Source organism: Cronobacter universalis NCTC 9529 (assembly GCF_001277175.1).
Classification (GTDB): domain Bacteria; phylum Pseudomonadota; class Gammaproteobacteria; order Enterobacterales; family Enterobacteriaceae; genus Cronobacter; species Cronobacter universalis.
Genome location: NZ_CP012257.1, coordinates 3,810,464 through 3,823,022, shown reverse-complemented (window position 1 = coordinate 3,823,022; position 12,559 = coordinate 3,810,464). Strand labels below are relative to the sequence as shown.

Annotated in this window: 13 protein-coding genes; 10 read left to right on the top strand and 3 right to left on the bottom strand. The window is 57.9% G+C overall.

The window, feature by feature from the left end:
• Positions 1–91: 91 nt before the first annotated feature.
• Complete coding sequence (gene ubiC / locus AFK65_RS17595; RefSeq protein WP_007702330.1) at positions 92–601, top strand: chorismate lyase; 510 nt, start codon at positions 92–94, stop codon at positions 599–601.
• Positions 601–1,473 (top strand): 4-hydroxybenzoate octaprenyltransferase, encoded by an 873-nt coding sequence (ubiA, locus tag AFK65_RS17590; protein WP_038856164.1) that lies wholly within the window; start codon positions 601–603, stop codon positions 1,471–1,473. The genes ubiC and ubiA overlap by 1 nt, the downstream gene beginning before the upstream one ends.
• A gap of 208 nt (positions 1,474–1,681) precedes the next feature.
• On the opposite strand, the gene plsB is transcribed toward ubiA, so the two are convergent.
• A complete protein-coding gene (gene plsB, locus AFK65_RS17585; RefSeq protein ID WP_007702318.1) occupies positions 1,682–4,108 on the bottom strand; it encodes a glycerol-3-phosphate 1-O-acyltransferase PlsB in 2,427 nt (808 codons plus the stop codon).
• Positions 4,109–4,240: 132 nt separating this feature from the next.
• Between plsB and AFK65_RS17580 the strand changes: the two genes are divergently transcribed.
• From AFK65_RS17580 to AFK65_RS17565, 4 genes are all read left to right on the top strand, one after another.
• Positions 4,241–4,609, top strand: a complete 369-nt coding sequence (locus AFK65_RS17580; protein WP_004388588.1) for a diacylglycerol kinase — start codon at positions 4,241–4,243, stop codon at positions 4,607–4,609.
• A gap of 108 nt (positions 4,610–4,717) precedes the next feature.
• Positions 4,718–5,326 (top strand): transcriptional repressor LexA, encoded by a 609-nt coding sequence (lexA, locus tag AFK65_RS17575; protein WP_007702314.1) that lies wholly within the window; start codon positions 4,718–4,720, stop codon positions 5,324–5,326.
• 125 nt (positions 5,327–5,451) lie between these two features.
• A complete protein-coding gene (gene dinF / locus AFK65_RS17570) occupies positions 5,452–6,759 on the top strand; it encodes an MATE family efflux transporter DinF (protein WP_038856167.1) in 1,308 nt (435 codons plus the stop codon).
• A 207-nt stretch (positions 6,760–6,966) separates the two neighbouring features.
• Entirely contained in the window at positions 6,967–7,176 is a 210-nt protein-coding gene (locus AFK65_RS17565) for a CsbD family protein (protein WP_004388591.1), read from the top strand.
• Between the two features lie 82 nt (positions 7,177–7,258).
• Here AFK65_RS17565 and zur read toward each other — a convergent pair whose 3' ends face one another.
• A complete protein-coding gene (gene zur / locus AFK65_RS17560; RefSeq protein ID WP_007702306.1) occupies positions 7,259–7,774 on the bottom strand; it encodes a zinc uptake transcriptional repressor Zur in 516 nt (171 codons plus the stop codon).
• A gap of 110 nt (positions 7,775–7,884) precedes the next feature.
• On the opposite strand from zur, the gene AFK65_RS17555 reads away from it, so the two are divergent.
• From AFK65_RS17555 to pspG, 4 genes are all read left to right on the top strand, one after another.
• On the top strand, positions 7,885–8,391 hold the full coding sequence (locus tag AFK65_RS17555; protein WP_007702304.1) for a cupin domain-containing protein: 507 nt from the start codon (positions 7,885–7,887) through the stop codon (positions 8,389–8,391).
• 148 nt (positions 8,392–8,539) lie between these two features.
• Positions 8,540–9,820: a conjugal transfer protein TraF gene (locus AFK65_RS17550; RefSeq protein WP_038856168.1), complete on the top strand. Its 1,281-nt coding sequence runs from the start codon at positions 8,540–8,542 to the stop codon at positions 9,818–9,820.
• A 90-nt stretch (positions 9,821–9,910) separates the two neighbouring features.
• Complete coding sequence (gene dusA / locus AFK65_RS17545; protein ID WP_038856169.1) at positions 9,911–10,906, top strand: tRNA dihydrouridine(20/20a) synthase DusA; 996 nt, start codon at positions 9,911–9,913, stop codon at positions 10,904–10,906.
• A gap of 130 nt (positions 10,907–11,036) precedes the next feature.
• Positions 11,037–11,297: an envelope stress response protein PspG gene (pspG, locus tag AFK65_RS17540; protein WP_007702299.1), complete on the top strand. Its 261-nt coding sequence runs from the start codon at positions 11,037–11,039 to the stop codon at positions 11,295–11,297.
• 181 nt (positions 11,298–11,478) lie between these two features.
• On the opposite strand, the gene AFK65_RS17535 is transcribed toward pspG, so the two are convergent.
• Entirely contained in the window at positions 11,479–12,462 is a 984-nt protein-coding gene (locus AFK65_RS17535; protein ID WP_007702297.1) for a quinone oxidoreductase, read from the bottom strand.
• Between the last annotated feature and the right edge of the window lie 97 nt (positions 12,463–12,559).

The window sequence follows — 12,559 nt, the reverse complement described above, 5'->3', positions numbered from 1 at the left end:
TTGCGCTTTTGTTCGTACTCCTTGTTTCCCCGCCCCCGTTTTGCCGGTTCTGCGTTACAATACGTCCACTTTTGGCCCCGGAGAGTCACGCATGTCCCATCCCGCGCTGAGACAACTGCGCGCGTTGTCCTTTTTTGACGATATCAGCACGCTGGATAGCGCGCTGCTCGACTGGCTGATGCTGGAAGATTCCATGACCCGCCGTTTCGAGGGGTTTTGCGAGCGCGTGACGGTTGAGATGCTGTTTGAAGGCTTCGTCGGCCCTGAGGCGCTGGAGGAGGAAGGGGAGTTTTTACCCCCAGAGCCGCGCTACTGGCTGCGCGAAATCCTGCTGTGCGGCGACGGCGTGCCGTGGCTGGTCGGGCGGACACTGGTGCCGGAGTCTACACTGTGTGGGCCGGAACTGGCGTTGCAGCAGCTCGGCACCACGCCGCTGGGCCGTTATCTGTTTACCTCATCCACCCTCACGCGTGATTTTATCCAGCCGGGCCGCAGCGACGAACTCTGGGGGCGCCGCTCTCTGCTGAGGCTCTCCGGCAAGCCGCTGCTGTTGACCGAACTGTTTTTACCCGCATCACCCTTGTACGGAGAGGAAAAATAATGGAGTGGAGCCTGACGCAGAATAAGCTGCTCGCCTATCACCGCCTGATGCGCACCGATAAGCCGATTGGCGCGTTACTGCTGCTCTGGCCGACGCTGTGGGCGCTCTGGGTGGCGTCGCCCGGCGTGCCGCCGCTGTGGATACTCGCGGTGTTTGTGGCGGGCGTCTGGCTGATGCGCGCCGCAGGCTGCGTGGTGAATGATTATGCCGACCGTAAATTCGACGGGCATGTGAAGCGCACGGCGCACCGGCCGCTGCCGAGCGGCGATGTGACCGAAAAAGAGGCGCGCAATCTGTTCGTCATTCTGGTGCTGCTGTCGTTTTTGCTGGTGCTGACGCTGAATGTGAAAACCATTTTGCTCTCGGTGGCGGCGCTGGCGCTGGCCTGGATGTATCCGTTTATGAAGCGCTATACCCATCTGCCGCAGGTGGTGCTGGGCGCGGCGTTTGGCTGGTCAATTCCGATGGCGTTTTGCGCGGTGAGCGAGTCGCTGCCGTTAAGCTGCTGGCTGATGTTTTTCGCCAATATCTGCTGGGCGGTGGCGTACGATACGGAATATGCGATGGTCGATCGCGACGATGACGTGAAAATCGGCGTTAAGTCGACGGCTATTCTTTTCGGGCGCCACGATAAGCTGATTATCGGGCTACTGCAGATTGCCGTGCTGGCGCTGCTGGGCGCAGTGGGCTGGCTGAACGGCCTGGGCGCGTTTTATTATGCAGGCCTTGCATGCGCAGGCGCGCTGTTTATCTGGCAGCAGAAAATTATTGCCGGGCGCGATCGCGACGCCTGTTTCCGGGCATTTTTAAATAATAACTATGTGGGGCTGTTGGTATTTATCGGCCTGGCGCTAAGTTATTTAAAATTCTGACAGAGAAGCGGGGAAACCCGCTTTTTTGTTATTAGCGGCGGTGCTGTGACGGCGGGACCCGCCCTACAAGAGGCCGCAGCATTGATAAAACGTAGGGTGGGTAAGCGAAGCGCACCCACCATCCACATCGTTATCAGCTATTACCACTGTTTTCCGCCAATAAAAAAGGCGGGTTTCCCCGCCTTTTACTGTCACTGATCAGACCCGATCACGCGCCCGCTTGCGCCGCCGCGCTCTCGATAGTCAGCCTCACATCCGACGTCATTAGCTCTGCCAGCATCTGGTAAACTTTCATGGTTTCCGCCGGTTCGGCATCGCCGGTATCGCTGATATAGCCTTCATCGCGCAGCGTCAGCACCAGCGTCGAGAACACCGCTTTATCGAAGAACTCCGGCGCGTTAATGCCGTGCAGCACGGAAAGGCGCTGCGCCACGGTGCGGCTCTCTTTCTCAAGCGTTCCGCGGTTGATGGACGGGTTAGCGCTCAGCAGCCAGAAGGTGATCGCGTAGCGTTGCAGTGTTTCGCGCACGCCAGCGGCCAGCAGTTGCAGCGTACGGGAGCGCGCCGGGTTCACCTGCAGCCAGACGTCGTCGGCAAGGATCAGCCCCTGCTGCGCCAGTTCGTTAACCAGCGCATCGACGACCGCCGGCACCTCTTCTTTTTCCCAGCGCAGGAACAGCTCCGTCTTCAGCATCGGGAACAGCTGTTCAACCTGCTGCTGCACCGCTTCACGGCTGATGCGGCGATGTTGCGTCACGATAGCGGCGATAAGCGATGGCAGCACCAGCATATGCATGATGTTGTTGCGGTAGTAGGTCATCAGCACCGCCTGCTCGCGCGGCAGCACGATGATATCGCCGATCGTATCTTTCTCGACATCGAACTTGTTCATCTGCAACGCGTGCTCGATGAGCTGCGTCGCCGTGGCGTCCGGCACCGTGGCGTCGGAGGCGTATGGCACGTTACGCAGCAGGCTCAGGTAGCAATCCAGCTGTTCGGTCAACTGCTCGCGCGTTAACGAACGCTGACGCGAGGCCAGCAACGCGGTGCAACACAGGTTCATGGCGTTAGCCGCGCCCGCATTGTTGATACGCACCATCAGCTGTGAAGCAATTTCATTCACCGTCGGGGTCAGCCACGCCGGACGTACCGCTTCGATCGGGTCGATGGAATCGCGCCACTCCGGCACATGCTGGTTCAGGAAGGTCATCAGCGGCAGCGGTTCGCCGAAGTTCACATAACCCTGACCCAGGTTACGCAGCTTGCTTAAGCCGCGCAGCATCTGCAGCAGGCTCTCTTTCTCTTTGGTGGCGCCGCGCAGCTCTTTCGCGTAAGTGCCCACTTCCATCACATGCTCATAGCCAATGTAAATCGGCACCAGCGTAATCGGACGCGTACCGCCGCGCAGCATGGCCTGGATGGTCATGGAGAGCGTGCCGGTTTTCGGATCGAGCAGACGACCGGTGCGCGAGCGCCCGCCTTCCACGAAGTACTCCACCGAATAGCCGCGGCTGAACAGTTCGCCGAGATATTCGCGGAAGACCGTGGAGTAAAGCTTGTTGCCTTTAAAGGTGCGGCGGATAAAAAACGCGCCCAGACGGCGGAAAATCGGCCCGGCGGGCCAGAAGTTCAGGTTGATGCCAGCGGCGATATGCGGCGGCACCAGCCCCTGGTGATAAAGCACGTAAGAGAGCAGCAGATAGTCCATGTGGCTGCGATGGCAGGGCACATAGACAATTTCGTGGCCGTCGTGGGCGAGCTGACGCACCCGCTCGGCGTTATGGACGTTAATGCCCTGGTAGAGACGGTTCCAGGTAAACCCAAGCACGCGGTCGGTAAGGCGAATCGCCTCGTAAGAGAAGTTTGCGGCGATCTCTTCCATCAACGCGACGGCGTTTTGCTGGGCTTTCTCGTGCGAGATTTTTTTGGTGCGCGCTTCGTCTTCAACGGCGCGAGCGATAGCTTTTGACGAGAGCAGCTTGTTAAAGAGATCCTGGCGCGCAGGGAGGCGCGGGCCGACAGCGGCGAGGCGCTGGCGGGCGAAATGCATACGCGCCACGCGGGCCAGTTTCTGGGCGATGCGCTTGTCCGTACCGTGTTCGGTCGCCATGCGGCGCAGCGACACCGGCGGCGAGAAACGCACAAAGCTGTCGCGACCAAGCCAGGAGACCGCGAAGAATTTCTGAATGCCGTTCAGCATGCGCAGCGGCGGGTTTTCCTCGCCCTTTTCGCGCCCCGGCGAGCGGCCGAACATGACCGACACCGGCACCATCTGGACGTCGAGATCCGGGTTGCTGCGGTGCAGGTCGAGATAGTTGTGGAACAGCTTGATCGACTCTTCCTTCGGCGTGTAGTAAGTAAACACGCGGGGGCCGCCATGGATAAACACATAGCGCGGCAGTTCGGTGCCGTCGATAACCAGTGGTTCCAGCGGGTCCGGCAGATCGTGCTCCAGGCACTGGGCGCGCAGCGTCAGGAGATCCGCCTTCGAGTTATACGGCAACACATACATGATGGGGCGTGACGTATCGAGCCCAAGTTCGGGGCAGGGCGCCGCCGGGATGGACTTGCTTTTTACCAGCACGCTTAATGGTAAATTAAGTAATTTGTAGTAAATTCGTGGCCAACCGGACATAAACGATGTAAAGCCTCTGGTTAATAATGCAATTGCGGCGCAAGAATATCAGAAACTCCGTAGAATTTCTGTGGTGCTTCTTTATCGAAGCGCATTAGCATTGACGCCTGAATTTAAAAAAGGTTTCTTGTCATGGCCAACAACACCACGGGGTTAACTCGAATTATTAACGCTGCCGGCTATTCCTGGAAGGGATTACGCGCCGCCTGGAAAAATGAAGCCGCATTTCGCCAGGAAGGGGTTGCCGTAATAGCCGCCATTCTTATCGCCTGCTGGCTGGATGTCGACCCGATCACCCGCGTCCTGCTGATTGGCTCCGTGACGCTGGTTATGATCGTTGAGATCCTCAACAGCGCCATCGAAGCGGTCGTTGATCGCATCGGCCCTGAATTTCATGAACTTTCCGGGCGCGCCAAGGATATGGGCTCCGCCGCGGTCCTGCTGTCGATTATCCTCGCGCTGGTCGTGTGGGTCACGCTGCTCTGGCAGCATTTGCGATAAGTTTTCCAGAAATCGCGAAAGAAGCGCTTTTTTAACCGGTTATGGTTTTAAAATCACCTTTAGCTGTATATACTCACAGCATAACTGTATATGCACCCAGGGGGCGGAATGAAAGCATTAACTACCAGGCAACAAGAGGTGTTTGATCTCATTCGGGATCACATCAGCCAGACCGGCATGCCGCCTACGCGTGCGGAAATCGCGCAGCGTCTGGGTTTCCGTTCGCCAAACGCGGCGGAAGAGCACCTCAAAGCGCTGGCGCGCAAAGGGGTTCTTGAGATTGTCTCCGGCGCGTCGCGCGGTATTCGTCTGCTGCAGGAAGAAGAAACCGGCCTGCCGCTTGTAGGGCGCGTCGCGGCAGGTGAGCCGCTGCTGGCCCAGCAACATATCGAAGGCCACTATCAGGTCGATCCTGGCCTGTTTAAGCCGAACGCCGATTTCCTGCTGCGCGTTAGTGGGATGTCGATGAAAGATATCGGGATTATGGACGGCGACCTGTTAGCGGTTCATAAAACGCAGGATGTGCGCAACGGCCAGGTTGTGGTCGCGCGTATTGACGATGAAGTGACGGTAAAACGCCTTAAAAAACAGGGCAATGTCGTTGAGCTGCTGCCAGAGAACAACGAGTTCAAACCGATCGTTGTCGATCTGCGCGAGCATAACTTCTCTATCGAAGGTCTGGCGGTCGGCGTGATCCGTAACGGCGAATGGCTCTGAGGCCTTTCCCGGCTGCCTGACGCCGCATTACCGTAACTGGCCCGCCCCGGTTACGGTAATGACCTCTCCCGTCTGCTAAAGTCTGCATATTTTTTCATCATCGCGTAACGGCATCGGAACGCCATATGCCCTTTCTCACTTCTACCGATAAAGCTCTCTGGCGCCTCGCGCTGCCAATGATTTTCTCCAATATCACCGTGCCGCTGCTGGGCCTGGTGGATACCGCCGTGATTGGCCATCTCGACAGCCCCGTGTATCTGGGAGGCGTCGCGGTTGGCGCAACCGCCACCAGCTTCCTGTTTATGCTGCTGCTGTTCTTACGTATGAGCACCACCGGGTTAACCGCCCAGGCGTTCGGCGCGCGCGATCCGGCGGCGCTGGCCCGCGCGCTGGTGCAGCCCATGGCGCTGGCGCTTATCGCCGGTGTGCTGATTATCGCGCTGCGCGAACCGCTGATTCATCTGGCGCTGCATATTACCGGCGGCAGCGACGCTGTGCTGACGCAGGCCCGGCGGTTTCTGGAGATTCGCTGGCTCAGCGCGCCCGCGTCGCTTGCTAATCTGGTGCTGCTGGGCTGGCTGCTGGGCGTTCAGTACGCCCGCGCGCCGGTTATCCTGCTGGTGGTCGGTAATCTGCTTAATATCGCGCTTGATCTCTGGTTCGTCATGGGGCTTGGCCTTAACGTCCAGGGCGCAGCGCTGGCGACGGCGATAGCGGAATACGCGACGCTTGGCATTGGTCTTATGATGGCGGCCCGCGTGCTGCGCCTGCGCGGCATTACCCCGGCGATGCTGAAAACCGCCTGGCGCGGCGGCGTCGGCAGGCTGCTTAAGCTTAACCGCGACATCATGCTGCGCTCGCTGCTGTTGCAGATCTGCTTTGCCTCCGTCACCGTGTTTGGCGCCCGGCTTGGCAGCGATATTGTCGCCGTTAACGCCATTCTGATGACGCTGTTAACCTTCACGGCTTATGCGCTCGACGGCTTCGCCTACGCGGTGGAAGCGCATGCCGGGCAGGCCTTTGGCGCGCGGGATAAATCGCAACTGCGCAGCGTCTGGCGCGCGGCGTGCCGACAGGCAGGCATGGTCGCGCTGGCGTTCGCGCTGCTGTATGCCGTGGCGGGGCAGTATATTGTGTCGCTGTTAACATCTTTGCCGTCGTTGCAGGCGCTGGCGCAGCCCTATCTCTTCTGGCAGGCGATCCTGCCGGTAGTCGGCGTCTGGTGTTATCTGCTGGACGGCATGTTTATCGGCGCGACGCGCGGGGCGGAGATGCGCAACAGTATGGCTGTCGCGGCGCTCGGTTTTGGCCTGACGCTGCTCACGCTGCCGCGGCTTGGCAACCACGGTCTGTGGCTGGCGCTCACCGTTTTCCTGGCGCTGCGCGGATTGTCGCTCGGTTACTTATGGCGTCGCGGGCGTCTTTTGCACTAAGTTTTCCTGATGTATCACATCGCCGATAAAAGAAAATTTGTCGGCTCCAGCGCTTCGTTATGGTTAAAGATTCTGAATATCCCGCCGGGGGTAAAATTGACGTCTAAAATGAGTAGTACGTTCAGCAAATGATGAAGATGACCCGGGCTGAACCCCCACAGGAGAACCTGTGAGACTGATTCACTACCGAATGTTAAGGAGACGTCTATGAACAGAGATGAAGCTGGCGGTAACTGGAAACAGTTTAAAGGTAAAGTGAAAGAGCAATGGGGTAAATTAACCGACGATGATATGACTATCATCGAAGGGAAACGTGACCAACTGGTGGGTAAAATCCAGGAACGTTACGGTTATGCGAAAGATGAAGCCGACAAGGAAGTGACTGACTGGGAAAGCCGCCACGATTACCGCTGGTAATCCGGCCACCACCTCAAACGGTATTTTCCCTCTGAGGCTGCCCTGCCCAACGGTACAAGGATGTACCACCCATCCTGACTGATTAACGCCCTTTCTTTTTCACCGTGATACTGTGGTCGTGACCACACTGTCCCTGATGGCGACACGCCTCAACTTCCGCGCAGGCCGCGCACAACCCATGCGCTTCAATGACGTTATGACGCAACGCAAAGCCCATTCTGGCCGCCAGCGCATGCATGATATCTTCCACGCCTTCCGCTGCCTCCTCTTTTACCACGCCACACCTGTCGCAGATAAACATCGCGGAGGTATGCGCCGGGTTATCGAACAGATGACAAAGCACATAGCTGTTCGTGGACTCGACCTTATGCACAAATCCCTGCTCCAGCAGAAAATCGAGCGCGCGATAAACGGTGGGCGGCTTCGCCTGCGGCTCGGTTTCGCGCAATAAATCGAGCAGATCGTAAGCGCTGATAGCGCCCGGCTGTATGGTCATCAGGCGCAGCACTTCGAGGCGCTGCGGAGTCAGGCGCACATTACGTTGCTGGCAGAGCTTTTCAGCTTGCGCCAGAACTTCCTGCGAAATCGTCGTATCCATCGGCATCCTCTATGAATCGTGTCTGAGCCATCACTTTATCATGAACCAGCCAAAACGCCGACATTCCGGCTATGTTATACCTTTTGAGGAGATGTTCTCTGGAGGTTTATATGCAAAAGCGACCTGAATGTATTTGTCACTGGCAGGAAGTAGAAGGTAATGACGACGCGGGTTACCCGGACAGTAACGAGTTGATGTCAATCGGCGCGCCACTGGCGAAGCGCACAGGACTCACGCGGCTTGGCATTCACCATGAGCGGCTGCCGTCTGGGCGTCGCACCTCTTATCCGCATGCGGAAAGCAGTGAAGAAGAGTTTGTCTATGTGCTCGAAGGATTTCCGGATGTCTGGCTCAATGGTGAGCTGTGGCCGCTAAAACCGGGCGACAGCGTCGGCTTTCCGGCAGGCACCGGGCTTTGCCACACGTTCATTAATAATACCGACAGCGAAGTCCGGCTGCTGGTGGTGGGCGAGGCGAACAAACCGGAAAACCGTATTTACTATCCCCTGAACGGCCCTTACGCCGCCACCCGGCCAGATCGCTGGATAGACCACCCGCCACAATTTTTTGGCCCACACGACGGCTTACCTACACGAATTAAGAACCCTAATCTATAAATAATGAGGGCGGTCACGAAACGAGCCCGGCAATGCCGTTGAGCTTTTAGCCTCAACCTCTGGCGTAGTGCGTACTTCACAACAGAAATCGTCTCTGTCATGGGCTGACAGAGGATGTCATTCATGTTGCTTATAAGCAGGGTAAACAGTGAAAAATATAATCAAACCTTCAGTGGCAGCCGTCGCCCTTTCTCTGGTGATGGTCAATCAGGCGAGTGCAGCGAATACCTGGGCGCAGGCGCGTAACGATGCGATGGGCGGCACCGGCGTGGCGTCAGCCGATTACGGCAGCGGCGCGTTAATTAACCCGGCTTTACTGGCGCGTTCACAACCGGAAGATGACATTACGGTGATTTTGCCGGCGTTACAGGCGCAAATTTCCGATGAAGATAATCTTCAGGATGAGATCGACCATATCAGCGATCGCGTTGATTATTATCGCGATGTAGTAAACAGCCTGACGCCTGGCGACATCGCCGCCGATCCGATCGGCACGCTGCGTCAGTTCCAGGGGGCGGCGGGCGAGCTTGGCGACGAGCTGGAATACCTGCGCGGCAAAACGGCAAGCGCGCGTGCGGCGGGCGGTATCGCCGTAAGTATCCCCAACGACGTGCTGGCGGTGGCGTTTGTGGCGAAAGCCTACGCGCATGCGCGCGTCAGCACCCGTGTGGATCAGAGCGATATCGACTATCTGCGCCGCATCCAGAACGACGATCTTTATGCCGGCGGTCAGATTATTAACGCCGCGATCAACGGTTCTGACACGATCACCGATCGCCTGACCTCTACGGCGTTTGGCCGTGCGGCGATCGTTTCTGATTACGGCGTGGCGTTTGCGCACCGGTTCCAGGTCGGCGACGTGCCGGTTTCCGTCGGCGTTACGCCGAAGCTGCAAAAAACCTGGCTCTATAACTACACCGCCTCGATTTATAACTACGACAGCGGCGATCTGAACAGCACGCGCTATCGCAACGACGATAACGGTTTTAACGTCGACGCCGGCGTGGCGGCGGATTTCGGCCCGAACTGGACCGTGGGCGTGAGCGGGCAGAACCTGGTATCGCGCGATATCGATACCAAAGAGGTCAATGGGTATAAAGATACCTATCAGATCTCGCCGCTGGTGACCGCTGGCGTGGCCTGGCATAACGATATGGTGACGCTGAGCGCCGATGGCGACCTGACGGAAACCAAAGGCTTTAAGAGCGAAGAGAACTCCCAGTTCGTCGGCGTCGGTGCCGAGGTGCGTCCGCTTAACTGGCTGGCGGTGCGCGCCGGTTATCGCGCTGACGTGAAAGATAACGAGAGCAATGTGTTTACCGCGGGCGTTGGCTTCGCGCCATTTAACCGCGTGCATCTCGACCTGACCGGCATCGTCGGTGAAAACGAAACCTGGGGCGCGGGCGCGCAACTGAGCCTGACCTTCTGACCATGTGCAGGGGCGCAGTGCGCCCCTGTCTGAAGTTTGTGCTATAGTAACGCCCCTTTTTCAGCCCGAACTTCGACTCGCTTAGCTATTATGACGTCCACATCCCGTAACGCTTTCCCCGCCCATCGTTTTTCCATCGCGCCGATGCTCGACTGGACCGATCGCCATTGCCGCTATTTCCTGCGTCAGCTTTCGTCGCAGGTGTTGCTGTATACCGAAATGGTCACCACGGGCGCGATCATTCATGGCAAGGGCGATTATCTTGCTTATAGCGATGAGGAGCATCCGGTGGCGTTGCAGCTGGGCGGAAGCGATCCGGCGGCGCTGGCGCACTGCGCGAAGCTCGCCGAGGCGCGCGGCTATGATGAAGTTAACCTCAACGTCGGTTGCCCGTCCGACCGCGTCCAGAATGGCCGCTTCGGCGCCTGCCTGATGGGCGAGGCGCAACTGGTTGCCGATTGCGTCAAGGCGATGCGCGACGTGGTCTCCATTCCGGTGACGGTGAAAACCCGTATCGGCATTGACGACCAGGACAGCTACGAATTCCTGTGCGATTTTGTCGGCACCGTGGCGGAGCAGGGCGGCTGCGACACCTTTATTATTCACGCGCGCAAGGCGTGGCTCTCTGGCCTGAGCCCGAAAGAGAACCGCGAAATCCCGCCGCTGGATTATCCGCGCGTTTACCAGCTTAAGCGCGATTTCCCAAAGCTTACGATGTCGATTAACGGCGGCATCAAAACGCTGGACGATGTGAAAGCGCACCTGGAGCATATGGATGGCGTAATGGTGGGCCGCGAGGCGTATCAGAATCCGGGCCTGCTGGCGTCGGTCGATCGCGAAATCTTCGGGCTTGATGTGCAGGATGCCGATCCGGTGGCGGTCGTGCGCGCCATGTATCCCTACATTGAGGACGAGCTGGCGAAAGGCGCGTACCTTGGGCATATCACCCGCCATATGCTCGGACTGTTTCAGGGGATCCCTGGCGCGCGCCAGTGGCGTCGCTACCTCAGCGAAAACGCCCACAAGCCAGGCGCGGATATTAACGTGCTGGAGCAGGCGCTTAAGCTGGTGGCCGACAAACGTTAAGTTCGCCAGAATCTCGTCAATTTCGCTAACGCCCTGGATAACATTCCGGGGCGTTTCTTTTCAATTCAATGCGTTAATTCTGGCACGAAACTTGTAATAGCAGAGCATAACGTTTTTAAGGAGAACGAGAATGTTTGAACTGCTGTTTGTGGTCGCCTTCTTCCTGATGCTACTGGCGACCGGCGTGTCGCTTATAGGCATTATCGCCGCGCTGATGGTGGCGACGCTGGTGATGTTTTTCGGCGGCGTACTGGCGCTGATGATTAAAGTGCTGCCGTGGCTGCTGCTGGCGGTGGCGGTGGTGTGGGTGATCCGCGCCGTGAAGGCCCCGAAAGTGCCGGAGTATCGTCGTACCTCACGTTACAGCCGGACGAATCGCTGGCGTTACTGATAAGTTGCGGGGTTGATCACAACCTCGCAACTTTCCGGCCTGCTTTGGGCGGCAAAGCATGTTCTTTGCGGAGTCTATCTGTCACTATGTCAGCCGTGTTACCGAATTCATCAGCGCTGTACCCTACATGCGGCGCGAACAATAAAAAAGAAAGGGCTTCCTGCGGGAAGCCCTAATTCTTTCAGGGAATCAATAAGCTGGAACCTTGCGTACTGCGGCTCTCCAGTGTCTTATGGGCGCGCGCGGCGTCTTCGAGCGCGAACTTCTGGCTCTCCGCCACTTCCACTTTAATCACTCCGCTGGCGATCAGCGAAAAGAGTTCGTTACTGGCTTCTTCCAGCTCGGCGCGATTGGTCAGATAGCCGTTTAGCGACGGCCGGGTCACGTAAAGCGAGCCTTTCTGGTTAAGAATGCCGAGATTCACGCCAGTGACCGGGCCGGAAGAGTTACCGAAGCTCACCATTAAGCCGCGGCGTTGCAGGCAGTCGAGCGACGACTCCCAGGTCTCTTTGCCCACCGAGTCATATACCACGCGCACTTTTTTGCCGCCGGTCAGCTCACGCACTCTTTCAGGCACGCTCTCTTCGCGGTAGTTGATGGTCTGCCACGCGCCCGCCTGCTTCGCCCGCTGGGCTTTTTCCGCGGAACCAACAGTACCGATAAGCCGCGCGCCCAGCGCTTTCGCCCACTGGCAGGCGATAAGCCCGACGCCGCCCGCCGCGGCATGGAACAGAAACATCTCGTCGGGTTTGATTTCATAGGTTTTGCGCAGGAGATAAAAGACCGTCAGCCCCTTTAAAAAACAGGCCGCCGCCTGTTCAAACGAGATGACGTCCGGAAGCACGACGGCTTTTTCCGCCGGCACGTTATGCACCGAGCTGTAGGCGCCGAGCGCCGACTGTGCGTAGACGACGCGATCGCCAGGTTTGAGGTGCGTCACGCCGCTGCCGACTTTCGTCACAACGCCCGCGGCTTCGGTGCCGAGGCCCGCCGGGAGCGCTGGCGGCGGGTAGAGACCGCTGCGAATATAGGTGTCGATATAGTTGATGCCGATGGCTTTGTTTTCCACCTGCACTTCCAGCTCGTCCGGGTCGGCCGGGGTAAACGTCACCGCTTTTAACACTTCTGGTCCGCCATGCTGGCTGAACTCAATACGCGTCGCCATAGGAACTCCTTGTTAAGTGTCGGGCATGAAAGCAGGAGCGCGCAAACTGAGTACAAAACGACTCAGATCAGATACACTCCTCATTCTCTCTGATGAT